At 71.8% G+C, this 23,540-nt stretch carries 19 protein-coding genes and 1 pseudogene; 7 read left to right on the forward strand and 13 right to left on the reverse strand.

Going from position 1 to position 23,540, the window contains the following annotated elements:
• Positions 1-10: 10 nt before the first annotated feature.
• On the reverse strand, positions 11-1,897 hold the full coding sequence (locus CHC09_RS06060; protein ID WP_239138202.1) for a DUF2264 domain-containing protein: 1,887 nt from the start codon (positions 1,895-1,897) through the stop codon (positions 11-13).
• Positions 1,898-2,155: 258 nt separating this feature from the next.
• On the opposite strand from CHC09_RS06060, the gene CHC09_RS06065 reads away from it, so the two are divergent.
• The 5 genes from CHC09_RS06065 to CHC09_RS06085 all read left to right on the forward strand — a co-directional run bounded on the left by CHC09_RS06065 (position 2,156) and on the right by CHC09_RS06085 (position 8,861).
• Complete coding sequence (locus CHC09_RS06065) at positions 2,156-4,057, forward strand: heparinase II/III domain-containing protein (RefSeq protein ID WP_089291997.1); 1,902 nt, start codon at positions 2,156-2,158, stop codon at positions 4,055-4,057.
• Positions 4,054-5,142, forward strand: a complete 1,089-nt coding sequence (locus CHC09_RS06070; protein ID WP_089291998.1) for a substrate-binding domain-containing protein — start codon at positions 4,054-4,056, stop codon at positions 5,140-5,142. The genes CHC09_RS06065 and CHC09_RS06070 overlap by 4 nt, the downstream gene beginning before the upstream one ends.
• A 120-nt stretch (positions 5,143-5,262) precedes the next feature.
• Positions 5,263-5,931, forward strand: coding sequence for a DcrB/PsbP domain-containing protein (locus tag CHC09_RS06075; protein WP_089291999.1), 669 nt, complete (start codon positions 5,263-5,265; stop codon positions 5,929-5,931).
• Positions 5,931-8,447, forward strand: coding sequence for an AAA family ATPase (locus tag CHC09_RS06080; RefSeq protein WP_239138201.1), 2,517 nt, complete (start codon positions 5,931-5,933; stop codon positions 8,445-8,447). Before CHC09_RS06075 ends, CHC09_RS06080 begins: the two co-directional genes overlap by 1 nt.
• Before the next feature lie 81 nt (positions 8,448-8,528).
• Positions 8,529-8,861 carry an STAS domain-containing protein gene (locus CHC09_RS06085; RefSeq protein ID WP_089292000.1) on the forward strand — a complete coding sequence of 111 codons (333 nt, stop codon included), beginning with the start codon at positions 8,529-8,531 and terminating at the stop codon, positions 8,859-8,861.
• A gap of 154 nt (positions 8,862-9,015) precedes the next feature.
• On the opposite strand, the gene CHC09_RS06090 is transcribed toward CHC09_RS06085, so the two are convergent.
• The 10 genes from CHC09_RS06090 to CHC09_RS06135 form a co-directional block, all read right to left on the reverse strand.
• Complete coding sequence (locus tag CHC09_RS06090) at positions 9,016-9,759, reverse strand: sulfite exporter TauE/SafE family protein (protein WP_089292001.1); 744 nt, start codon at positions 9,757-9,759, stop codon at positions 9,016-9,018.
• Between the two features lie 87 nt (positions 9,760-9,846).
• Positions 9,847-10,881 carry an aldo/keto reductase gene (locus tag CHC09_RS06095; RefSeq protein ID WP_089292002.1) on the reverse strand — a complete coding sequence of 345 codons (1,035 nt, stop codon included), beginning with the start codon at positions 10,879-10,881 and terminating at the stop codon, positions 9,847-9,849.
• A complete protein-coding gene (locus tag CHC09_RS06100) occupies positions 10,878-11,312 on the reverse strand; it encodes a MerR family transcriptional regulator (protein ID WP_203833062.1) in 435 nt (144 codons plus the stop codon). Before CHC09_RS06100 ends, CHC09_RS06095 begins: the two co-directional genes overlap by 4 nt.
• Complete coding sequence (locus CHC09_RS06105) at positions 11,309-11,833, reverse strand: isochorismatase family protein (protein WP_089292003.1); 525 nt, start codon at positions 11,831-11,833, stop codon at positions 11,309-11,311. The genes CHC09_RS06100 and CHC09_RS06105 overlap by 4 nt, the downstream gene beginning before the upstream one ends.
• A 167-nt stretch (positions 11,834-12,000) precedes the next feature.
• The gene (locus CHC09_RS06110) at positions 12,001-12,702 is read right to left on the reverse strand and encodes a hypothetical protein (protein WP_089292004.1); all 702 of its coding nucleotides are present in this window, start codon (positions 12,700-12,702) and stop codon (positions 12,001-12,003) included.
• A gap of 9 nt (positions 12,703-12,711) precedes the next feature.
• Positions 12,712-13,308, reverse strand: coding sequence for a response regulator transcription factor (locus CHC09_RS06115; protein ID WP_239138205.1), 597 nt, complete (start codon positions 13,306-13,308; stop codon positions 12,712-12,714).
• Between the two features lie 41 nt (positions 13,309-13,349).
• Positions 13,350-14,594, reverse strand: a complete 1,245-nt coding sequence (locus CHC09_RS06120) for a sensor histidine kinase (RefSeq protein WP_089292006.1) — start codon at positions 14,592-14,594, stop codon at positions 13,350-13,352.
• A 155-nt stretch (positions 14,595-14,749) separates the two neighbouring features.
• Positions 14,750-16,120, reverse strand: coding sequence for an RICIN domain-containing protein (locus CHC09_RS06125; protein WP_089292599.1), 1,371 nt, complete (start codon positions 16,118-16,120; stop codon positions 14,750-14,752).
• Positions 16,117-17,547, reverse strand: coding sequence for an RICIN domain-containing protein (locus CHC09_RS06130; RefSeq protein WP_089292007.1), 1,431 nt, complete (start codon positions 17,545-17,547; stop codon positions 16,117-16,119). Before CHC09_RS06130 ends, CHC09_RS06125 begins: the two co-directional genes overlap by 4 nt.
• A 64-nt stretch (positions 17,548-17,611) precedes the next feature.
• Complete coding sequence (locus CHC09_RS06135; protein WP_089292008.1) at positions 17,612-18,628, reverse strand: substrate-binding domain-containing protein; 1,017 nt, start codon at positions 18,626-18,628, stop codon at positions 17,612-17,614.
• A 95-nt stretch (positions 18,629-18,723) separates the two neighbouring features.
• Between CHC09_RS06135 and CHC09_RS06140 the strand changes: the two genes are divergently transcribed.
• Positions 18,724-19,917, forward strand: a complete 1,194-nt coding sequence (locus tag CHC09_RS06140; protein WP_143232222.1) for an MFS transporter — start codon at positions 18,724-18,726, stop codon at positions 19,915-19,917.
• 8 nt (positions 19,918-19,925) lie between these two features.
• Here the strand turns inward: CHC09_RS06140 and CHC09_RS48315 are convergent.
• A pseudogene (locus CHC09_RS48315) lies at positions 19,926-21,839 on the reverse strand (GGDEF domain-containing protein); the annotation flags it as partial.
• A 228-nt stretch (positions 21,840-22,067) separates the two neighbouring features.
• Here CHC09_RS48315 and CHC09_RS46140 point away from each other — a divergent pair.
• On the forward strand, positions 22,068-22,238 hold the full coding sequence (locus CHC09_RS46140; RefSeq protein ID WP_179276964.1) for a Flp family type IVb pilin: 171 nt from the start codon (positions 22,068-22,070) through the stop codon (positions 22,236-22,238).
• A gap of 59 nt (positions 22,239-22,297) precedes the next feature.
• Here CHC09_RS46140 and CHC09_RS06150 read toward each other — a convergent pair whose 3' ends face one another.
• The gene (locus CHC09_RS06150) at positions 22,298-23,539 is read right to left on the reverse strand and encodes an SGNH/GDSL hydrolase family protein (RefSeq protein ID WP_089292010.1); all 1,242 of its coding nucleotides are present in this window, start codon (positions 23,537-23,539) and stop codon (positions 22,298-22,300) included.
• Position 23,540 lies beyond the last annotated feature (1 nt).

Raw genomic sequence — 23,540 nt, forward strand, 5'->3', positions numbered from 1 at the left:
CCCTTCTCCTTCAGGGTTGAGATGGCACGGTGAGGTGGTGGCGGGTGGTGACGCCGTCCGGCCAGGTCACCCGCACGTCCTCGTCGAGCTCGACGTGGCAGTGCGGATTCGCCGGCGGTTCGGCGGAGAGGGTGACGAGTGTCGCGGTCCAGGCCCCGACCTGGACCTGGTGGTCGATCCACGGCACCCGGACCGGGTTCTCCAGCGGGCCCGCGTCGTCGTGCGTGGCGAATCCGGACTCGCTCGCGGACGGCAGGATCGCGGTGAGCCGGGAGAGCGGGCCGGGCCAGCCGCCGATCCGCAGCCGGGCCACGTCGGGGACGGCCTCGTCGACCCGCGCGAGCCGTACCTCGAAAGGGCCCCGGACCAGCGAGACGACCGTGATCCGGCCGGCCGGCCGAACCGTTCCGGCCCGTCCTTCGCCGTGGTCCGGGCCGCTGTCGTCGGCGCGGACCCAGTGCACCGGCCCGGCGGAGCCGGCGAGCCCGACAGACCCTTCCGCCCGTACGAACAGGGTGCGCATGCCGGTCCGATGGGTCGTGTTCCCGGCCCCGTCGACGAGGACGACCGACTGGTCCACCGGCGCCGTCCAGCCCGGCTCGTCGAGCACCGGCGCGGTCGCCGTCGAGTAGCCGAGGCGCGCGTAGAGCGGCGAGTCCGCCCGTGCCCGTCCCTCGAACCCGTGATCGGTCCCGTGGTTGATCACCCGGACGATCCCGTCGGCGCGGGTGCCGGAGATCAGCCAGCCCGGTGCGGGCACCGCCCGCAGCACGTCCCCGCGCTCGATCGGCAGCGGCTCGGCCGGGGCGGTCCACACCGGATGCTCCGCGGGCAGCGCGATCCCGAGCAACCCCTTGCTCGCCCAGTACGGCGAACCGGGCCCGGAGTACGACTGCGCGAGCCGCGGCCACGGCCCGTGCCACCCGACGCTGAGCAGGCCGGCGGCGTCCGGCGCCCCACGCTCCACGAAGTGCCGCACGACGCGGTCGGCCGCGTGCCGTAGCTGTCCCACCGGCGTCGACGGGACCTCGGCCAGCACGCCGGCCCAGAACGGCGCGGCCGCCGCGAACCGGTAGATCAGGCTGCGCCCCTGCAGCAGCGGCGAGCCGTCCCCGCCCACCAGGGCGAGCGCGTCCAGCAGATAGCGGTCGAGATCGTCGGTGTACCGCTCGAGACGGCCGGCCGCGAGCTCCGCCGCGCCGGACATCCGGGCCCAGAGGAACGGGTAGAGCTGCAGGGCCCAGCCGCTGTAGTGGTCGAAGGCCCGGCTCGGCCCGTCGGCGAGCCAGCCGCCGGCGCGCCGGAACGAGTCGTGCGCGGCCAGGTCGGCCTCGATCTCCGCGGCCGACCACGGTCCGCCGACCGAGCGCAGGAACGTCTGCACGACCAGGCGGAACCAGACCCAGTTGATCCGCGGGTAGGTGTCGTCGCCGACGACCGGCGACAGGTAGTCGACGATTCGTTCCCGGACCCGCGGGTCGAGGTGGTCCCAGAGCCAGGGGCGGGTCAGGTCCAGGATCAGGGCGATGCTGGCCGCCTCGACCTTGGCCTGGGAGTGCTCGGTCAGCCGGGTCCAGCGCTCGGGCGAGGACGGGTCGGTGCCGGTGGCCAGGCCGGTGGCGTACCGGTCGATCAGCTCGTCGACGCCGGTGCCCCGGGCGCCGGCGATCCGGAAACCGGCCAGCAGGAACGTCCGCGCGAAGCCCTCCAGGCCGTCCACGTCGTGTCCGTATCCGCCCTCGGCGCCGGGCAGGTCGATCCGGGCGTGGCCGGGCGAGGCGTGCCGGTGGGTGGCGGCGAGCATCCGGTCGGCGAGACGCAGCCAGTCGTCGCGCAGCCAGTCCGGCCGCGGCCGACCGTTGTCGATGAACGTTCTCCGGTCCTCGGACACGTGCACTCTCCGAACTCTCCGAGCGGTCCAAACTCGCCGAACCCGCCGAGCGGCAAGTGGACGGCTCGGTTTCGAGGAAGTTAAACGCTCACAATCGAGCATGTCAATGTCTTGAACAGACTGATGCAGTCAGAATCGATCTCGGCGTCCGACCTGGCATTTCTCGATCCTAAGGTCCAGAGTGGGTGGTTGCGGCGGGACTCGACAGCCATTCATCAGCGCCGAAGTGATCTGTTACGATCACATTCGATCAGCGAGGGGGACATGGTCACGCGATTCACCGGACCCCTGGCCGGGGCCTGGCCGGCCGTCGGCCCGGGCCTGCTGCTGCCGCCCGGCCGGTGCCTTCCGGTGCCGCCCGCGACCGATCGCGCCACGTGGGCGGCCGGGGCGCTCGACGCCGTCACCCTGCGCGGCCTGCGGGAGCGGGCCGCCGCCGACCTCGGGTCGACCTGGCCGGTCCCGCTGGCCGGCGAGTTCGCCCGGTACTTCCGGGACGGTGACCGGGACACCTACGAGCGGGTGATCCGGGCCCGCCGGGACAGGGTGAGCCGGGCGACCGTCCTCGCGGCGGTCACGCTCGACGAGCGGTGGCTGGACGAGGTGGCCGACGGGGTCGTGCTCTGGTGCGAGCAGAGCACGTGGTGCTGGCCGGCGCATGACGACACGTTCGCCCGGCACGGGTCGGTGCTGCCGACGGTGACCGAGCCGTACCTCGACCTCGGGGCCGGGGAGGTGGCCGCGCAACTGGCCTGGATCGACCACCTGCTCGGCGCTCAGCTCGACGAGCGGGTGCCGGGGCTGCGGGAGCGGATCCGGTACGAGGTGGAGCGGCGGGTGCTGAGGCCGTTCCGGGAGCGGCGGGACTGGCACTGGCTCGGGCTGGACGGCGACGTGCACAACTGGAACCCGTGGATCCACGGGAACGTGCTGGTCGCGGCGTTGCAGCTGGTCCAGTCGGAGGAGTCGCGGGTGGCGCTGACGCGCCTGGTCGTCGAGGGGCTCGACCGGTACGTCGCGGTGCTGCCGGCCGACGGTGCGATCGACGAGGGGTACGCGTACTGGTGGAACGGGGCCGGACGGCTGCTCGAAGCGCTCGACCTGCTGGCGTACGCGTCGGCCGGCGTGCTGGGCGACGCGCCCGTGGCCGCGCTGCGGGAGACCGTGGCGTTCCCGCACCGGGTGCACCTGGGCGGGCCGTGGTACCTGAACCACGCGGACAGCCCGGCCCGGCCGGTGGGCGAACAGCCCTGGCAGGTGCTGCACCGGGAGGCGCGCCGGGCGGGCGGCCCGGCGGCGGTCGCGCACGCGGCGGCACAGCGCCGGCCGGGTGAGCCGGTCGGGCGGGAGAGCGACGGGCTGGGCCGGCTGCTGCGGGCGCTGACCGATCCGCACTGGCTCGCCGCCGCGCCGGCCGGGAGTGAGTCGTGGCTGGCCCGGGACGTGTGGTTCCCGTCGACCGAGGTGCTGGTCGCGCGGAGGGCGGCGGGGAGTGCGGCCGGGCTGACGCTCGCGGTGAAGGGCGGGCACAACGGGGAGCACCACAACCACAATGACGTGGGCAGCTTCGTGGTCGCGCTGGGCGGTGTGCCGGTGCTGGTGGATCCGGGGCGCCCGACGTACACCGCGGCGACCTTCGGGCCGGGGCGTTACGACCTGTGGACGATGGGGAGCTCGTGGCACAACGTCCCGGAGATCCGGGGCGTCGCTCAGGCCCCCGGCCACGGTTGCTCCGCTCGTAGCGTAGCCACGAGCGTCGGTGATCCGTACTCGGAAATGTCTCTGGATCTTGCCCGGGCCTACCCGGCGGCCGGAGTGCGGACCTGGCGCCGGACCGCCCGGCTCGATCGCGCCTCCGGCGCGGTGACCGTGAGGGATCAGTGGGACCTGGCGCCGGGCGGCCGGGAGCCGACCCGGATCCACCTGATCCTCGCCGGCGCGGTCCGGACCGGCGCCGGGCACGCCGTGGTCACCGCGCTGGACGGCGCGGGCACGCTGCGGCTGAGCTGGAGTCCGCCGGTACCGTGCTCGACGAGCGTGCGCCCGCTCGACGATCCCCTGATCAGCGACGTGTGGGGCGACCGCCTGACCCGGCTGGAGATCGACGTGAGCGGGCTCGGCTCGAACGGCACCCTGGATCTGACCGTGAAGGAGCAGCAGCGGTGAACACATCGGACAAGCGGGGTCCGCTGCCGGAGACCCGTCGTGCCCGGCTGCTGCAGGCGCTGCAGCGCGACGGCGTGTTGCGGATCTCCGACCTGACCGAGGCGCTCGGCGCGGCGGCCGTGACGATCCGCCGCGACATCGCCCAACTCGCCGCGGAAGGACTGGTCCGGCGGGTGCACGGCGGGGTGACGCTGCCCTCGCCGGACGATCCGCCCGCCCCGGACACCGCGACGGCGTCGCTCGGGATGCTGGTGCCCTCGCTGGACTACTACTACCCCGCGGTCGCGCGTGGCGCGGAGGAGGCGGCGCGTGAGTTGGAGATGCGGATCGTGCTGCGCGGCTCCTCCTACAAGACCGAAGATGATCGCCCGCAGCTGCTCCGGCTGGTCGACCAGGGGGTGGACGCACTGATCGTGGCCCCCCGGATGGACGCGCCGACCGCGAGCGGCACCATCGACTGGCTGGCCGGCACCGGCCTGCCGGTGGTGCTGCTGGAACGCACCGCGGCGACCGGCCCGTTCCACGTCGCCCTGGAGTCGGTGGTCACCGATCACGCGCTGGGCGCCGCGATGGCCGTGCGGCACCTGGCCGGCCTCGGTCACCGCCGGATCGGTGTGGTCCTCGCCGCGCCCAGCCCGACCCGCCCGCACGTGCACCGGGGCTGGCTGGAGGCGGCCACCGAGTGCGGCCTGGACGTGCACGCGACGGTCGACGCGCAGATCCCGGACTCGGCGCACCCGGACCTCGCCGCCGCCCTGGACGAGGTCCTCGACCGCTGCCTGGCCACTGGGACCACCGCACTGCTGGTGCACGCGGACGCCGAGGCGATCGCCCTGGTCCAGCGCTGTGAGGAGCGCCGGATCGAGGTGCCCGGGCAGCTCTCCGTCGTGGCCTACGACGACGAGGTGGCCGGGCTGTTCAGCCCGGCGCTGACCGCGGTCCGGCCGCCGCGCCGGTCGATCGGGCGGGCGGCGGTACGGCTGGTCGCCGACCGGCTCGCCGACCCGGACCGGCCGGCGCACCGGGTGGTGATCAGCCCCGCGCTGCGGGTGCGCGATTCGACGGCGGCGCCGGCGGCGTCCTGATCCAACCGTTCGGACAGGCGCGGGAGACTCAAGGTCCTGAATACAAGGATGGCGCACCGCCATGTAACAACACGGGGTGATACTGCAAGCACGAACGGTCCGGCAGGACGGTGGTGCACTGTGTTGAAGCAGCTGATCCACACGGGAGCGGCGGTGATCGCCGTCGCGGCCGTCGCCACGGGATGCGCCGCTCCGGAGTACACGTATGTGAAGAACTCCGACCTGAAGACGTACTTCAAGGTTCCGCACGACTGGCACGCGACCGGCACCGGCGACCTCGACGACACCCTCAGCGGGACCAATCCGGACTCCGCGAACTCGGCCGCGCGCCAGCGGATGTGGTGGTCCGTCGCCTATGACGCGGATGCCGCCCCGACCGCGGCGCACCTGCTCACCGGCCAGGTCACCGACCAGCCGATCGTCTACGCGCGGGTCGCCGACCTCACCGAGAGTCAGCAGAATGTGATCTCGCTGGACACCCTGCGCGACCTGTTCCTGCCGGTGACCGCGGACGCCCGCGAGTCCGCCGCGCAGAGCACCCAGCTCACCGGCTTCGAGCTGCTCCGCGACGAGGTGCTCACCCCCGCCGACGGACTGCACGGGGTCCGGATCGTCTTCGACTACGAGCTCGCCGACGGGGTGCTGCACACCTTCGATCAGACGGCGCTGGTCAACAACACCGGTGACCGGCTCTACCTGCTGATCATCCGGTGCTCCACCAGCTGCTACCGGGACCGGTCCGACGAGCTGGACACGATCGCCGCTTCCTTCACGGTGAGGAGCAACTGATGGAGGGTCTCCGCCCGCCCGACGAGGTGCCCGTGGTCTCCGAACGCGTCACCCGCAAGCGGCTGCCGCTCTGGGACCGGGTCAAATTCCTGCTGCTCTTCGCGGTGGCCTTCTTCGCGCTGGTGTGGACGGACATGGCGGACAATCCGCTGCTTCCGTTCCAGGACGCGATGTACGAGCGGCTGCACAGCGGTTCCGGCATCGCGATCGGAGTGCTGGCCGGGCTCGAGGTGCTGCGCCAGATCCACTACCTGATCAGCGAGCACTCCGCCTGGTACCACCGGCTCTGGACGCACGGCGTCTTCGGCGGCGTCGAGCGCGTCACCCACCGGCTCTTCTCCGACTGGACCCGGTTCCGGCTGGCCCGCGTCTTCAAGTGGCTGCTCTTCCTCACGCTGCTGGCGGTCGTGCTCGGCTCGGTGCTGGACACCTCCCCGGCCCTGGCCATCTTCCAGATCCCGGCCCTGCTCTGGTCCGCCGCGCCGATGTTCCTGCAGGTCATCTTCATCCTGTTCATCGCGGTCGGCCAGTTCGCGGCGATCTTCTGGTTCCTGTCCCGCGGCGGCGTCGAGGTCTACTACCCCGACGACGTGAAGACCCGGTTCACCGACGTGTGGGGCCAGGACCACGTTCTCGAACGGGTCAAGGAGAACATCGTCTACCTCGAACGGCCGGAGGCGATCGAGACCCGGGGCGGGTACGTGCCCGGCGGCATCCTGCTCTGGGGACCGCCCGGCACCGGCAAGACGCTGATGGCCGAGGCGGTCGCCGGCGAGACCGGCCGGCCGTACGTCTTCGTCGACCCGGGCGCGTTCATCAACATGTTCTTCGGCGTCGGCGTCCTCAAGGTCAAGGGCCTCTTCCGCAAGCTGCGCAAGCTCGCCCTCCGCTACGGCGGCGTGATCGTCTTCTTCGACGAGGCCGACTCGCTCGGCAACCGTGGCGCCCTGGCCCAGGGCGGGCCGGGCTTCCCCCGTGGCGCCTTCGGCGACGCCTGTCACGGCTTCACCTACCTGTCCGACCAGTCCCGCTGGGAACTGGCCCGCGAGTCGATGATGTACGGCGGCGGGATGGGCGGGGGCGGCGGGATGGGCACCCTCGAGGCGCTGCTCACCGAGCTGTCCGGGCTGAAGAAGCCACGCGGCTTCATCAACCGGCACGTGCGCCGGGCGCTCGGCATGCGGCCGAAGCCCCCGCCGAAGTACCGGATCCTGGTGATGATGGCGACCAACCTGCCGGAGGCGCTCGACGAGGCGCTGCTGCGGCCGGGCCGGATCGACCGGATCTACAAGGTCGGCTACCCGAGCAAGGCCGGGCGGGTGCGGACGTACCAGGGCTATCTGGAGAAGGTCAAACACGAGCTGACCGAGGAGCAGGTCGACAAGCTGGCCACCATCACGCCGTACGCGACCGGCGCGACCATCAAGGACATGGTGAACGAGGCGCTGATCACCGCGATCCGCGACGACCGGGACACCATCACCTGGCGCGACATCATCAAGGCCAAGCAGCTCAAGGAACTCGGCCCGGCGGAGAACGTCGAGTACATCGAGCGCGAGCGGCACGCGGTCGCCGTGCACGAGGCGTGCCACGCGGTGATGGCGTACCGGACTCGGCAGCACATGGAGATCGACATCGCGACGATCGAGAAGGGCAGCGGCTACCTGGGCATGGTCGCCAGCATCCCGCCGGAGGACCAGTTCACCACCTGGCGCAGCCACTACGAGTCGGACATCCTGGTCTCCCTCGCGTCCCTCGCCGGCGAGCGGATGTTCTTCGACGGCGACAGCTCCTCCGGGGTCTCCGGCGACCTGGAGTCGGCGACCGCCGTCGCCACCAACATGGAGGGCGTCTGGGGCATGGGGTCGACGGTCTCGTCGTACGCCACCTCCGCCCGCCTCGGCGTCGGCACGCCCGGCGGCCCGGCCAAGGGGGACAAGAACGATCTGAGCGCCCGGCGCGCCCTGGCCGACCGGATCGAGGACAACCTGAGCGCGATGCTGGAGCGCGCGGTCACGATCCTCAAGGAGAACCGGCGCGAGGTGCTCGCGCTGGCGCACGCCCTGGAGACCCACAAGACCCTGACCGGCGAGGACGTCATCGCGGTGCTGGAGGCCCGCCCCGGCCCGCTGGTCGACGGCACGGTCTACGCCGACGACCGGTTCATCGCCGAGGTGGAGAGCTATCACCGGGCCGCGCTCGCCGCGCACCGGGGCCACTCCCGGCTGGTCACGGCCCTGCCGGCGCGGCCCGGCGCGGCACCGGTCGTCCTGGAGACCGTCGCCGACCTGCCCGGCAACGAGATCTGGCGCCGGCCGGATCCGATCGATCCGCCCGGCGGCAACGGGTCGGCACCCCCGGCGGGCCGCAACGGCTCCACTCCCCCATCCGCTGACAACGGGTCGACACCTCCAGCCGCTGACAACGGGTCGGCGCCTCCGCCGGGCGACGACGGGTCGGTGCCTCCGCCCGGTGACAACGGGATTCCGCAGCAACGCGATCCCGGCCAGTCCTGACCTCCCACGGTGATCGGCGTCGCGGCTTCCGCGGCGCCGATCATGCTTACCCCGGGCGCCGGGTGGGTAGGGTGACGCGCCATGAGCACTGATGCCATCGTGTCCTACTCCACCAGCGCCGACGGCGGCACGCTCCAGGCGAACCTGCTCGTCCCGGAGCTGGACGTGGACGTCGCCGACGAGCTGCGCGCCGGCTTGGAGAAGGCGGTCGCCGGCTCGACCTGCTGGCAGCTCGCGCTCGACCTGGCCGAGGTGACGTTCATCGACTCGTACGCGCTCGGCGCCCTGGTCGGCGTCCGCAACAGCGCCGCGGCCGCCGGCCTGACGATGGTCGTGACCCGCCCGTCCGCCCCGGTCCGCCAGGCCATCGAGGTCACCGGCCTCACCGAGATCTTCGGCGTCGAACCCGCCTGACACCGCCGCGGCCGGCAATCAGGTTCAAAATCCATGATCCCGCGGTACGGCCGATGGAGCCCCGTGGGCAGGCCTCTCGGCCTCGTTGCCGTGGTGCTCTCGCGCGAGGCTCGCGCCGCGCCGGGCTTTGCCGCGCGCCGCGGTCCGTGGCCTGCTAGGCGGCTTTCCACCAGAGGTAGACGGCGAGGCCGACGGCGGCCACCGCGATGATCACCCGCAGCGGGCGTTCCGGTGTCCGGCGCACCACCGCCGGGCCGATCCAGCTGCCGACCAGGCAGCCGGCGGCGAGCAGTGCCGCGGCGGACCACGCCACCGGGCCGGTCAGGGCATAGAGGAGCGCGGCGGCCAGGTTCGCGGCACCCAGGACCACCGTTTTGACCGCGTTCGTGACCGCGAGCGGCTCGACCGCCGCGACCCCCATCGCGGCGAGCAGCAGCACCCCGGCCGCCGCCCCGAAGTAGCCGCCGTACACGCCGATCAGGAAGATCGCGATGCCGAGCGGCGGCCGCCACCCCGGCCGCGTGTACCAGTCCCGCAGACCTTCACGGAACAGCAGGGCCAGCGCCCCGAGCACGATAAGGAACGGCACGATCACCTCGAAGGCCGTGGACGGCGTGCTCATCAGCAGGACGCCCCCGGTGATGCCGCCGGCCGTGCAGACGCCGCTCGCCCGCAAGATCCGCCGCCGCTGTCCGCGCAGTTCACGCCGCGCCCCGGCCACCATCCCAGCCGGCGCGGCCACCAGCGCAACGGTGTTGGTCATGCTCGCGGCGACCGGCGGCAGCCCGGCCGCCAGCAGCACCGGATAGCTGACAAGCGACGCGAGCCCCGCGATCGACCCGGTCAGCCCGCACCCGACGCCCCCGAGCAACAGCAGCGCCGCCTGTTGATGATCCACGACGGCCCAGCCTACGGAGCCCTCCGCGGGTCCGCTCACCCGTTCTGCGCGGTCCGCACTGGTAGCGGCCCTTGATATGCATCTCGTTCATTCACGGCCGGCGGAGATCCACTCCTTGGCGGTGAAGGTCAGCGCCCGACCACCGTGAACGAGATCGACCGCGGCGTCCAGCCGGGACTTCTGATCCTGGCTGAGGCGGACCGCGAGGGCGTCGGCGTTCTCGGTCACCCGCTGCGCGGATCGGGTACCCGGGATCGGCACGACCGGCAGCCCGAGGCTCGCCCCCTGGGCCCAGAGCCAGGCCAGCGCGACCTGAGCCGGAGTCGCCCCGACCTGCGCACCGACATCGCGCAGCACGTCGACCACCTGCTGATTGGCATCGAAGTGCTCGGTGAAGCGAGGCTGTTCGCGCAACATCCCGCCGGCGACCCGATCCGGCGACAGCGCGCCGGTCAGGAAGCCACGACCCAGCGGGCTGTACGGGACGAACCCCGCCCCCACCTCCCGGGCGGCCGGAACGACGTGGGCCTCCACGTCACGCGACCAGATGCTCCACTCGCTCTGCACCGCCGCGATCGGATGCACCGCTGCCGCGGCCCGCAGCTCGGTCGCGGTCACCTCGGACAGCCCCAGGTGCCGCACCTTGCCCTCGGCCACCAGCTCGGCCATCGCGCCGACCGTCTCCTCGATCGGGATGTCGAGCCGGCGCCGGTGCATGTAGTACAGGTCGATGACGTCGATGCCGAGCCGCCGTAGCGACGCTTCGCAGCTGGCCCGCACGTAGGCCCGGTCGCCGCGGACCGCCGCCGCGCTGGAGACGCCGATCCGGCCGGTGATGCCGAACTTCGTCGCGAGTCGCACCTCGTCGCGCCGGCCGGCGAGGAGTTGCGCGATCAGCTCCTCGTTGGTGCCGGCGGGCCCGTCGGTGCCCTCGCGCGGTTCGCCGTAGACGTCGGCCGTATCGATGAACGTCACGCCTCGATCGACCGCATGGTGCAGTGTCCGGAGCGCCTCCTGCGGGTCGGTGCGGCCGTAGACGTGACTCAGCGCCATGCCGCCGAAGCCGATTCCGCTGACCTCGAGACCGTCGCCGAGCTCGACCGTGGGTACCGTACCTGTCATATTCTGCTCCCCTGGCGGGCACGGAGGCCCGGTTCGGACACCGAACGGCCGTCGCAGTCACGGCCCTGTTCGATGAGTTCGCTGTAATGCGCGATCTTGTCGTCGATCGCCTGCAGATCGCCCTTGAGCTGCGCTAGCTGCGCGATCACCCGGTCGCGGTGCTCATGCAGCAGGGCGAGCCGCCGCCCATGGGTGGCCGCGCCCTGCCGGGTCATGGCGACGAAGTCCTTGGCGTCGCGCACCGGCAGCCCTGTCCGCCGCAGCCGGATGACCAGCTCGATCATCCGCACGGCCTGCTCGTCGTACGCCCGGTAGCCGCTGCCGTCGCGCCGGATGTCCGGGATCAGGCCCTCCGTCTCGTACCAGCGCAGCGTGTCCTTGGACAGCCCGGTCCGTTCGGCCACCTCGCCGATCGTGATGGTGGGGCTCACCGCGACACCAGCTCCGCGGTACCGAGGACCTGGGCCCCGGCCGCGCGCAGGCCCGCCAGCGTGTCGTCGTGGGCCCCGGCGCTGGTGGCCGCACAGGCGTCGGCAACGACCGTGACCGCCAGCCCGCGCGCGGCGGCCGCGCGCGCCGCCAGCGCGACCCCGTGGTCGGTCATGACGCCGGTGAGCACCAGCCGGTCGGTGCCGAGCCGGGCGAGCACGCTCGCGGTCTCGGGTACGTCAAAAATGTCGCGGTCGTGTTTGGTCACGACCGGATCGCCCGGCTCAGGACCGAGGCCGGTGAGGAACGACGCGGCCGGGCTGTCCGGGTCGAAGCGGGGCTGGTCGGCGGGGTCGCGGGACAGGTATCGGGTGCACACCACCGGCCAGCCCCGGACGCGGGCCGCGTGCCGGACCTCACGGGCCCGGTCGGCCGCGGATCGGTCGTGCCCGATGTCCGCGATCCAGTTCTGCCAATCGATCTCCAACAGGGTGGTGGTTCCGACTCGGTCGGTGTGGGTCATGGAGCCGACGCTACGGGTTGGAGTTCACTCCAAGGCAAGCCGCAGGGCCTCCACCCAGCCGGGCAACGGCTCGCGCGCCGCAACCGCGACCGCACCTCGCTGTCCCCGGTCGCGTTGCCGGACCCGCGGGCACTCGACGGTGAACTGGATCAGTCAGGCCGCGAACCTCACCAACTGCCCTGGAGCAGGAGCAGGAACGGCGGGTTGGGATTCGCCATGATGCTCACGTTGGCCGCCACGACCACCAGTGCGGCCACGGTCAGCAGGGCCGTGAGCAGGCCGAGCAACCGACGCCGGCGGCGCCACGCCACGACCGACAGACCGACGAGAACGGCTGCCAAGAGGGCGGCCAGCACACCCTTCGTCACGTGCCACCGGACGTACTCGTCGAGCATCACGTGCAGGGCGGGTGACATCGGGCCGCTGTGGAGCTGGTCGCGGACCTGGGCCAGGGCGTCGGCCAGACCGGCGTCGGCGGGGCCGGACGCCAGATTCGGCAGGAGCGTCCCGAAGGGCGATACGGCCCCCTGGACGTTGGCGATCAGTAGCACCGCGACGGCGAGCGCGAGCGCCCCGATCGGCAGCCGGAACCGCCGGAGCAGGACGGCCAGCGTCACCAGCACGGCGAGCAGCGGCACTGCGATCATCACGCGCGCCAGGTGGTAGTGGAACTGGTAGTCGATGAGGTGCTGGAGGTCGGGCGGGAAGTCCGGGCCGCTCGAGGACCAGTAGGCAGCGAAGGCGCGCGGGAAGCCGGCAAGCCGGCCGGGGCCGAGCAGCAGTGGCGGGGCGAGGAAGAACGCCGCGGTCAGGAGAACGGCCATGGCGAGGAGCCCGGCGTTACGCCGCCGGGCGGTGGTGGTGATCAAGGAGGGCTCCTAGTCGGATCGGCTGCGCAGGTACGCGAGCACCGCGAGAACCCGCCGGTTGGTGTCGTCGCTGACCGGCAGGTTCAGCTTGGTGAAAAGGTTGCCGATGTGCTTGGCGACACCAGCCTCGGTCAGAGAGAGCAACCGGGCGGCGGCCGCGTTCGAGTGGCCCTGCGCGACCACGGCGAGAACCTCGCGTTCCCGGGCGGAGAGCTGTTTGAGCGGGTCGCGGCGGTGTTGCATCAGCTGCCGTACCACCTCGGGGTCGACCACCGTGCCGCCCTCGGCCACCCGGCGCAGCTGCCCGGCGAACTCGGCCACGTCGCCGATGCGGTCTTTGAGCAGGTAGCCGACGGACCGGCCGGAGCCCGAGGCGAGCAGTTCGCCGGCGTAGCCGTGCTGCACGTACTGGCTGAGGGCCACGACCGCGAGCCCGGGATCCTCAGTGCGCAGCGCGACGGCCGCCCGCAGCCCCTCGTCGGTGTAGTCCGGCGGCATCCGGACGTCGGTGACCACGAGCTGCGGGCGGTGCCGGCGGACGGCGGCCAGCAACGTGGGGGAATCTCCGACCGAAGCCACGACCTCGACCCCGAACCGGGGCAGCATCGCGCTCAGACCCTCCCGCAGCAGCACCGAATCCTCGGCGATCACGACACGCACGGCAGCTCCACCCGCAGGATCGTCGGACCGCCGGCCGGACTCGACAACAGCAGCCGGCCCCCGGCCGCGGCGGCTCGGTCGGCGAGGCCGGTCAGCCCCGATCCGCGGGCCGGGTCGGCGCCACCGCCGCCCCCGTCGCGGACCTCGACCAGCAGCCGGTCGGCCTTGCGCCGGACCGTAACGGTGACCTCGGTGGTGGTGGCCGCATGCTTCGCGGTGTTGGCAAGGGCCTCGGATATCGCCGCATACGCCACCGACTCCGCCTCCGCCAGGAAGCGCGACGAGGCGATGTCGACATGTACCTCAAGGGAACTCGCGGCGGCCAACTCCTCGACTGCGGCCTGCAGACCGAGGTCCCGCAGCGCGCGGGGGCTGATCCCACGGATCAGATCGCGCAGCTCTGCCATCAGCGTCTTGGCCTGCTCGTGGGCGGAGGCCATCGCGGCGGCGGCCGGCGAGGACGGCGGCAGATCGAGCCGAGCTACCCCGATCTGCATAGTCAGCGCGACCAGGCGCTGCTGGGCGATGTCGTGCAGGTCGCGCTCTATGCGCAGCCGTTCGGCGTCGAACGCGTGCGCCATCCGGGTCCGGGACCGGGCCACCTCGACCAGTTCCTCGGACGGCTCCGGGACCAGCAGCAGCCGGGCCAGCGCGGCGTGCACCCCGCCGAACAACGCGATCAGGTAGAACAGGACCGGGATCAGCAGCAGCCCGCCCACGGCCCGCCCGACAATGCCGGCCGGGGAGTCCATCACCGAGATCCGGTACTCCACCGAGATCGGCGTCGAAAGAGCGAGCAGCCCGATGACCCCCAGCACCCCGAGCCACATCGGGCCGCCGACGCCCAGCAGTACGGTGTAGGCCACCGCCCGCCAGGTGGCCGGGTCGGTGTAGAGGTTGCCGCGACGCCCTGGCGGCAGCGAGACATCGCCGACCAGCCGCAGCCGCCATCGTTCGGCCCGGGCCATCGAGAGCGCCAGCCGCGGGCCGAGTAGCGCGAGCATGCCTACTCCGACCAGCCCGAGGCCGGCCGCCACGATCAGGTAGCCACCCGTTTGCCCGGACCAGAGCACCACGACAGCCGAGAACAACGGCGCCAGCGGCACCGCAAACAGGAGCCAGAGAACGCCGGAGGCCACCGCTGTCGTGGCGCAATAGGCGAACCCGCGCCACGGCCAGGCCGAGACTAGAAACCGTCTCCCGGTCACCGCCTGGAGCAGCGTGTTTGTCACGCGTCCCAGGTTAGGCGGCCGCCTACACCCTCCGACAGGACGCTGGTTCGACTCCTGGGGTAGACCCAGCACTACTACAGACGTTGGAGTCCGAGCCCGGCATGGCGACGGACGCTGCCGGCCGGGCGCCGCGTGCGGCGCCCGGCCGGCAGCGTTCAGGCAGCGGTGCGCGACCACTGCTGGGTGGTCGCGGTGCCGCAGGTGGACTGTTGGAGATCGATCGCGTCCGCGGCCAGCGCCAGGCACTTACCGGAGTGCCGGGCCTTGAGCAGGTAGTAGCTGCCGCTCGCCACCCACTGCCACTGCTGGTTGGCTCCGGAGCCGCAGCTGTACTGGATGATGTTGGCCCCGTCCGCGGTGGACGCGGACGCCACGTCGAGACACTTGCCGCTGTTGCGGTTGATCACGTGAAGATAGCCGCCGCCGGTGGAGCGGAAGTCCCACTGCTGGTTCGTGCCGCTGTTCGCGGCGTACGTCCGGACCTCGGCGTTGTCGGCCGTGGACGCGTTCCAGACGTCCATCACCTTCGCCGAGCCGCGGTTGGCGACCCGGTAGTAGGGGACCGCGCTGCCGGTGATCGTGCCGGCGGCCGCGTCCACGGTGATCGTCGGTGACCAGGACAGCGACATCGACGTGCTGCTCGGGAACGTGATCGGCAGCCAGACGTACTCGGAGTTGTTCACCGGCGCGCCCCAGGCGCCCGCCCAGCGGTCCCCCATGTAGAGGTAACTGCTGCCCAACTGCAGGACGTAGGCCGGCTGCGAGTTGTAGGTGGTCCCGTCGCCCACGTTGGTCCAGCCGGTCCACGGGCCCGAGATGCTCGACGCGGTCGCGTACTTCGACTGGTTCGGATTCCAGCCGGAGGTCCCCGAGGTCAGCATGAAGTACGTGCTGCCCCGCTTGAACAGCGCCGGCGCCTCCCGCGACGCGTCGTTCCAGAAGTTGCCGACCACCGATTCCACGTTCAGGTAGTCGGCGGTGAGCCGGTAGATCATCAGGTCCCGGTTCTCGTCGGCCGCGGAGATCATGTACGCCGCCGAGCCCTCCTGATAGAGCGTGATGTCCCGGGACATGTAGCTGCCGAACGGACGGAAGCTGCCCTGGTACGTGTAATTCCCGTCCACCGTGTCGGAGACCGCGACCGCCGCCCGGGCCTCGGCGTAATCTGACCCGTTCTCCTTGTGCATCCACATCACATATTTGCCGGTGGACGAGTTGTAGACGACCTTCGGGCGCTCGATCTTCGCGGACGCCAGCTCGGACGCGGACGACCGGGTGAGCACGTTGTTCCGGAACTCCCAGTTCAGCAGGTCGGTCGAGCGATAGACACTGACGGCGTTGAACGTGTCGTCGGCGTTCCGGTTCTCCCCGAACCAGTAGTAGTACGAGCCCACCTTGATCACTCCGCCGCCGTGCGCGTGCACGCCGCCGAACTGGGTGCCGTTGGTGATCGTGACGGCGGCGGCCTGGGCCGGTGCGGCCCAGAGCAGGAGCACGGAGATCAGCAGCGCGGTGAGGGCTTTCATGCCGCGCTCCGCGACCACTGCTGGTTCGTGCCGCCGTTGCAGGTGTACTGGCTGATGTCCACCCCGTCGGCGGTCCCGGACCCGACCACGTCGAGGCACTTGCCGCTGTGCCGCGCGACCAGGGTGTAGTAGCTGCCCGACGCGACCCAGGACCACTGCTGGTTCGTCCCGCTACCGCAGGTGTACTGGATGACGTTGGCCCCGTCAGCGGTCGACGCCGACGCCACGTCCAGGCACTTGCCGCTGTACTGGTTGACCACCCGGACGTACCCGCCGCTCAGGGTCTCGAAGGACCACTTCTGGTTCGCCCCGCTGTTCGAGGTGTACTGCTTGACCTCGGCGCTGTCCGCGACGGACGAGCTGACCACGTCCATCACCTTGCCGCTGTTGCGGTTGGTGACCCGGTAGTGGGTGAGCAGCGTGTTGCCGGTGACGTCCAGGCCCCACGAGTAGCGCAGCTGGTCCCGGCCGGAGTTGTTGGTGGTGGTCAGGGTAAGCGCGGTGCCACTGCCGTTGATCTCCTGCAGCCGGTACGGGTCGGCGATCCGCACGCCCGGCCAGTAGACGGTGCCCAGCCCCTCGGCGCGCGCCTCGGCCGCGACGCCCCGGATGAACGGGATGAAGTTGTCGGTCGTCGACGGCGCGTTGTAGTTGCGCCCGTCGGTCATCGTGGCGCCGAACTCGGTGATCAGCACCCGGCCGGCGTAGCTGCCGACGCTGGTGCGCAGTCCTTCCCGCCAGGCGTCCTCGGTGAGCCGGCTGCTGTCGAAGAACTGGTAGATGTGCCGGGAGATCAGCGTGCCGTCGAAGCGGGTGTCGCTGCCGATCGTGGTGAGCCGCTGGTTGTACCCGGCCCCGCTGATGATGACCCGGGCGCGGGGGACGCCGGAGTAGTTCGTCAGCCACTGGGCGGCGAGGTTCTTCCAGTCGGTGTCGCTGTAGCCGTACGGCTCGTTGAACGGTTCGAAGTAGACGTTGGCGTTCGAGGAGTACTTGGTCACGATGGTCTGCCACATCGACCAGAACTGGGTGGTGTTGTCCACCAGCCCGTTGCGGGAGCTGGCCGCCTCCCAGTAGCTGAGGATGACCTTCATCCCCTTCGAGGTGGCCATGTCGATGGCTCCGGTGTAGGACGCCCAGTACGACCCGGAGACGGTGGGGTAGTTGACCGGCATCCGGACCGTGTTCGCGCCCAGGTTGTTCTGGAACCCGGTGAGGATCGCACTGGCCTTGGCCTGCGTGGTGGCGTAGCTGTCGGAGGTGCTCAGCCCGCCCAGCACCAGGGTGTCGTCGACGAAGTTGTCCCGTTGGTCAGCCCAGTTCACGCCGCGGAAGCCGCTGGTCGCGGCGGCCGCCGGGGTGGCCGGGACGACGAACAGGCCGGCCAGCAGGACCGCGCAGAGCGCGGTGGGGATTCTTGCTCGCATAGCCACATTCGTAATGCCAGCGCAACATCGGCACCACGATGCGAACCGAGCTGTTCAGAACCGTTCAGACTCGAACAACCCGGGCCCGGGACGACTCGCGAACCACCAGTTCCGGGGCGACCAGCACGCCCTGCGCGGGCCGGCGGTCGCCGCTGAGCAACCGGGACACCATCAGCTCCACGGCGATCCGGCCGACGTGGTTCTTGGGCGGGCGGATCGCCGTGAGGGGCGGGTCGGCCAGGTGCGCGACCTCGTCGTCGTAGGAGACGAGGGCGATGTTCAGGCCGGTGCGGGCGATCGCGATGGCATCCGGGTCGCTGTGCACGACGAGGGCGGTCGGCCCGGCCCCGGAGCAGGCCCGGACCGCCGACGACGGATCGGCGAAGACCATGGCGACCGGCAGCCCGAGCTCGGCCCAGCTCCGCGACAGGTATGCCGAGGTCGGGCTCCCCTCGGAGAGGACCAGCCCGATCCGGCTGTGCCCCTGGTCGCGGAGGTGGTGCACGGCCATCTCCAGGCCCCGCGAGTGATCGCTGCGCACCCACTCGATCCGGCGGGCGGCCGGGGACCAGTGCCGGGGCTGCCGCTCGACGAGCACGGCGGGAATCGGCAGCCCGCCGATCCAGTCGATGATCCGGTCCGCGTCGGGGCTCTTCAGCAGCGGCGCCAGCAACAGCCCCTGCACCTGCCGCGCCTCGACGAGACGCCCGATCTGGCGCCGGTCCTCCTCCGGGTCGTAGCTCGAGCCGCGCAGCTGGATCGTCACCCCGAGGGCCGCCGCGGCGGCCCGGGCCCCGGCCACGATCGGCGGCCAATAGAAATCCAGCGACGGTACGACCATCCCGACGGTCCACGCCTGACGGGGCCGGACGACGGGTCGCGCCGGTGACGGCAGGGTCGCCCCGCCGTGCACCCGGGTGACGAGGTTGCGGGCGGCGAGGGCGGCGATGTCCCGGCGGATGGTCAGCTCGCTGACGCCCAGGTCACGGGCGAGTTCGCGGACCCGGATCGCGCCGCTGTCACGCAGGCGGCCCAGCAGCCGCTCGTGCCGCTGCGCCTGGAGAAGCCGGTCCTCCGCCACGCCGCTCCCAAGGGATCGAGTTACGGCGATGTTAACGTAAACCAGACGGGTTGGTCAGGGTGCCCGGCCGCCGGGGCGGGTGAGATCATCCCGCGATGCGCCGCGCGATCGTCACCCTCCTCGTCGTCTGCCAGAGCACCCAGGCACTGATCTTCGGCGGGATCGCGCTCTTCCTCCCGCTGATCCGCGCCGACCTGGGCCTGACCTTCACCCAGGCGGGAACGCTCGCCGCGGCGAGCAACCTGAGCTACGCCCTGATGCAGGTGCCGTCGGGCTTCCTGGCGGACCGGTTCTCCCCGCGCACACTGTTCCTTACCGGCCTGCTCGGCACGAACCTGCTCGCGGCGGCGTTCGCGGTGCTCACGTCGTACCAACTGCTCCTGGTGAACCAGGCCTGCGCCGGGGTCTTCCGGGCGCTGGTCTTCGCGCCCGGCCTGCTGCTGATCAGCGAGGAGTTCCCGAGCGACCGGCGGGCCACCGCGATGGGCCTGTATGTCGCCGGCGGCTTCTCCTCCAACATCCTGCTCAGCTCGACCGGCCCGCTGCTGGTCGAGCCGCTCGGCTGGCGGCTGCTGTTCGGCCTCTTCGCGGCGACCGGCCTGCTCACCCTGGCCCTCTACCGCTGGGCCACCGGGCCGGTGGTGCCGAAGCCACCGGCCGACGACCCGGTCCGCCTCGCCGACCTGGCCGGGCTGCTCCGGCACCGGATCGTATGGCTCACCGGGGTGATCCAGTTCACCCGGCTCGCCGTCGCCCAGGGCTTCACCTTCTGGCTGCCCACCTGGCTGGTCGTCGACCGCGGCCAGTCCCTCACCACGGCCGGCCTGGTCGCCGCGCTCGGCGCCGCGGTCACCGCGCCGGCCAACTATCTCGGCGGCTACCTCTCCGACCGGCTCGGCCGCCCGCTGCTGGTGATCAGCGGCTCGCTCACCATCCTCACGGCCGGGCTGGCCCTGCTCACCTACGTGCCCGGGATACCGGCCGTGCTGATCGTGATCGCGCTGATCTCACTGGTCGTGCAGGTCTACTTCGGACCGCTGTTCGCGCTGCCGATCGCGGTGCTCGGGACCCGGCGGGCCGGGCTGCTCAGCGGATTCGGCAACTTCTGCGCCAATCTGGGCGGCTTCGCGTTCGTCTACGCGCTCGGCGCGGTGAAGGACACCACCGGCTCGTTCCGGGCCGGTTTCCTCAGCCTCTCCGCGCTCTGTGTGGTCGCGCTGGTCGCGGCGGTGCTGGCTCGTCCCCGCAGGGACTTGTCCGCGTACAACCGGGAATCGGCGACCGCGTAGAGGCGGTCGAAGTCCGTCCCGTCCAGGCCCACCACGGCCACCCCGACGCTCGCCGCGGTCCGTTCGCCCAGTGCCGCCTGGAGCCGCTCGGCGGTGCTCGTCGCGGACCCGGCCTCGCGGAGCAGCACCACGAACTCGTCGCCGCCGAGCCGGGCCACCAGGTCGCGCGGGTGCACCGACGCGCGCAGCGTCCCGGCCACCCAGCGCAGCAGCTCGTCCCCCGCGGCGTGGCCATGTGTGTCGTTGAGCTGCTTGAACCCGTCCAGGTCGAAGAGGAGCAGGGCGTGGGCGGGCGCGGCCGCGAAGCCCTCGGCGAACCCACGCCGGTTCAGCACGTCGGTGAGCACGTCCGTCCGGGACAGGTCGGTGAGCCGGCGGCGCTGCTGGGCGGCGGTGCGGCCGAGCATCGCGGTGGCCACGGCCACGACGCCCGTGCCGACCAGGTGGATCAGGACGTACCAGAAACCGGCCCCGCCCGCGATCACCGCGACCAGCGCGTAGAGCGCGACGGCGGTGACCGCGACCGGCCCGGCCACCGCTGGTCGCATGCCGAGCATCAGCAAGGGGATGGCGAGCAGGATGCCGATCCCGAGAACGCCGGATACCCCGCCGTCCAGGATGGCGATCGCGCCGCAGCTCACGAACGAGCTCACCGCGAACGCCAGCATCAGCGGGCGGGCCAGGCGCGAGCCGCTGACCCAGCCCGAGGCGGCGACCAGCGCGAGGCCGGTCAGGAAGCCCCACGCGCAGAGGGCGATCATGCCGGTCCGGTGCGGGTTGCCGGCGGTGAACAGCAGCACGTAGACGGCCGCGACGCTGGTCTGCGCCATGGCCATCCAGCCCGGATCGGCGATCGCGTGCCGCTTCCTGCCGGTCTTCGGTGTCTTCGGCGACGACGGGCCGGCAGCGCGGGAAGCCAGGTCGGTGCGGACCGCGGCGACCGCCTCGGCGGCGGGGGCGTGGCGGTCGCGGGCGGCCTTGTCCGCGTAGAGCTTCCGGTCGGCGGCCGCGTAGAGCTCGCTCGCGTCAGCGGCGTCCGCCGGGAACGTCGCGAAGCCGAGGCTGGCCGGGGCGTAGAGCCGCATCCGCTCCCGGATCCGGTCCACCGCGGTTGCCACGCCGGAGCCGGTCAGCAGCAGCGCGAACTCGTCACCGCCGAGCCGCCCCACCGGGCCCCAGGCGGAGAGCTCCCGCCCGGTCCAGACGAGCAGGTCGTCCCCGGCCTGGTGGCCGTCGCGGTCGTTCACCGTCTTGAAGTGGTCCAGGTCGAGCAGCACCAGGGTGACCGGGCTACCGGCCCGTTCCGCCCCGGCCAGCTCGGCGGCGAGCCGGCGGTCGAAGCCCCGACGGTTGAGGCAGCCGGTCAGCGGATCGGTACGCGACCCGTCCGCGAGGCGCCGCCGTAGCGCGGACAGAACCGCGATGTGTCGCCGGCAGAGCGTCGCCGAGCCGGCGAAGGCCAGGATGTTCACCAGGACGTATCCGGCCGGTGCCGGCTCACCCCAGAGCACCACCGCGCCGTACGCGAGCAGGCTGAACCCGGCCACCACCGGGAACACCCGGCGCGAGAGCACGGTGGCGAGCAGCACCACCGCGCCGGGCACCAGCGCGCCGAACGGTCCGGCCACGCCCCCGTCCAGCAGGCCGAGGACGGCCCCGCCGGCCAGGTTCACCGCCGCCCCGGTGAGCAGCGCGGCCATCCAGGCACGCGGTGCCCGGGCCAGCCGGTCGGAAAGGACCCAGAGCAGCGCCCCGGTCAGTGCTGAGACGACCGCCACCAGCAGGATCAGGCCACGGTTCGGGCTCGACCAGGTGGCGCCCGCGTAGGCGGTCGTGAGCAGGGCCGGGACGGCTCCGTTCCCCGCGACGGCCCGCAGCGTCCAGCGCCGCGACCGGGCGGCTCCCAGCGAGACCTCGGGCATCGGCACCTCCTCAGACCGAGGACTGATCGGCGCTGTCCACGCCGCCTTGACGCTTTCGGCTCACCGCTTTCCGCGGCCGGAGGTGAATCTTCGATGTCCTGGTCGGATTCCGCGACCGGTCGCACCCGTTTCGCAACGAAAAAGGCTTCAGCCGCGCACCACTCGACCGATCTCATGCGGTGCTTCCGCCGCCAGGTGGAGGCTCGCGTCGACAAGAACGAGAGGGCAATGGAGAAGCTGGCCATGCTCGCGGCCCACATCCGCGGCGGTAACGACCAGGGCGCGACCGTCGTCGAGTACTCGGTGCTGGCCGCCATCATCATCGGCATCTGCGTCGTCGCCGTCGCGGGCCTGGGCCATCAGCTCTCGACGATGCTCACCGCGATCCACATCTTCTGATCCTCAGGCCCGGAAGGGGTACGGCCGGCGGTGGCCGCACCCCTTCCCCCGTCAGGGCGTCAGAAGAGCCGGCGGGGAACGGCCGCGGCCAGGGCCGCATAGCCGGCCGGGTTCAGGTGCAGGTGGTCGCCGACGTCGTAGAGCGGGTCGAGCCGGGAGGGGTTCGCCGGATCGGCCACCGCGGCGGCGAAATCGACGTACGAGTCGAAGATCCCGCCCCGGATTACCCCGTTGACCGCGACCCGGGCCCGTTCCCGCAGCCCGCCCGGATCGTCGTACCCGGTGTTGCCCCCGAACGGCGTGATCGTCGCGCCGTAGACCCGCAGCCGCTGCGCGTGCGCCCGCTGCACGATCTGCCGGTACGCCCCGGTGAGCGCCGTGATCACCTGCCCCTGCCCGGCCTCGGTCGCCGGTGCCGTGCCGATGTCGTTGACCCCCTCGAAGACCAGCACCCAGGCGGCCCCGCTGACCCCGAGGACGTCCCGGTCGAGGCGGGCGAGAACGTTCGGCCCCAGCCCGTCGTGCAGCACCCGGTTTCCGCCGGCCGCCTGGTTGAGCACCGCGAGCCGGGGATCCCGGAGCCGGGCCGCGAGCTGGTCGGGCCAGCGGTCGTTGCCGTTGGTGGTCGAGCCTCGCCCGTCGGTGAGCGAGTCGCCGAGCAGCACCACCCCGGCCGCGGCGGAGGCGATCACCTCGATCCCGCTGATCAGATACCAGTGATCGACCGGGGTCGCGCCCGGCAGCTCGGCTTCCAGCGGCCGGGCGCCCCTGGTCAGCCAGGACGTCGTCCGGGAGCCGGGATGCGAGGTGAGGTTGAGCCCGGCCTGCCCCTCGGCGAGATAGACCGAGACGGTCAGGTTCGATCGGGGTGCGACCCTGATCGGCACCGGGTCGGAGACGACCTGCGCCCCGACGGGCACCACGACCGAGTCCTCCCCGCTGAAGGTGAGCGCCCGGGAGCTGCCCGGCACGATCTCCGCGACCCCGGCCCGGCCGCCGGCCGGCAGGGCGACTGCCGCGGAGGTGAGGGTCAGATCGGTCGTCCCGAACGCGTTGGAGAACCGCACCCGCATCAGCTTTCCGCCGATCGAGGTGTGCACGGTCTGCCGCAGCGTGGTGTCCACGAGCACCGAGTCGCTGCCGGTGAACGGTGCCGGCGGCAGGTTCCCCGGCTCGGTCAGCTGCGGCATCGCGGTCCAGGTGTGCACCCAGCACGATGATGACGAGGCGGCGGCGGGCGACGGGACGAGGCCCGCGCCGGCGATTCCGGCCGATCCGGCCAGCAGGGCACGCCGTTTCATG

Source organism: Actinoplanes regularis, assembly GCF_900188005.1.
In the GTDB taxonomy this organism is placed as follows: Bacteria; Actinomycetota; Actinomycetes; order Mycobacteriales; family Micromonosporaceae; genus Actinoplanes; species Actinoplanes regularis.

Excerpts from the sequence above, each read along its gene's own strand:
- CHC09_RS06115 (WP_239138205.1), bottom strand. The coding sequence starts at position 13,308 with ATGCTGCCCCGGTTCGGGGTCGAGGTCGTGGCTTCGGTCGGAGATTCC.
- CHC09_RS06105 (WP_089292003.1), bottom strand. The coding sequence starts at position 11,833 with ATGACCCACACCGACCGAGTCGGAACCACCACCCTGTTGGAGATCGAT.
- CHC09_RS06080 (WP_239138201.1), top strand. The coding sequence starts at position 5,931 with ATGGAGGGTCTCCGCCCGCCCGACGAGGTGCCCGTGGTCTCCGAACGC.
- CHC09_RS06125 (WP_089292599.1), bottom strand. The coding sequence starts at position 16,120 with ATGAAAGCCCTCACCGCGCTGCTGATCTCCGTGCTCCTGCTCTGGGCC.
- CHC09_RS06130 (WP_089292007.1), bottom strand. The coding sequence starts at position 17,547 with ATGCGAGCAAGAATCCCCACCGCGCTCTGCGCGGTCCTGCTGGCCGGC.
- CHC09_RS46140 (WP_179276964.1), top strand. The coding sequence starts at position 22,068 with ATGGAGAAGCTGGCCATGCTCGCGGCCCACATCCGCGGCGGTAACGAC.
- CHC09_RS06140 (WP_143232222.1), top strand. The coding sequence starts at position 18,724 with ATGCGCCGCGCGATCGTCACCCTCCTCGTCGTCTGCCAGAGCACCCAG.
- CHC09_RS06085 (WP_089292000.1), top strand. The coding sequence starts at position 8,529 with ATGAGCACTGATGCCATCGTGTCCTACTCCACCAGCGCCGACGGCGGC.
- CHC09_RS06095 (WP_089292002.1), bottom strand. The coding sequence starts at position 10,881 with ATGACAGGTACGGTACCCACGGTCGAGCTCGGCGACGGTCTCGAGGTC.
- CHC09_RS06065 (WP_089291997.1), top strand. The coding sequence starts at position 2,156 with ATGGTCACGCGATTCACCGGACCCCTGGCCGGGGCCTGGCCGGCCGTC.
- CHC09_RS06150 (WP_089292010.1), bottom strand. The coding sequence starts at position 23,539 with ATGAAACGGCGTGCCCTGCTGGCCGGATCGGCCGGAATCGCCGGCGCG.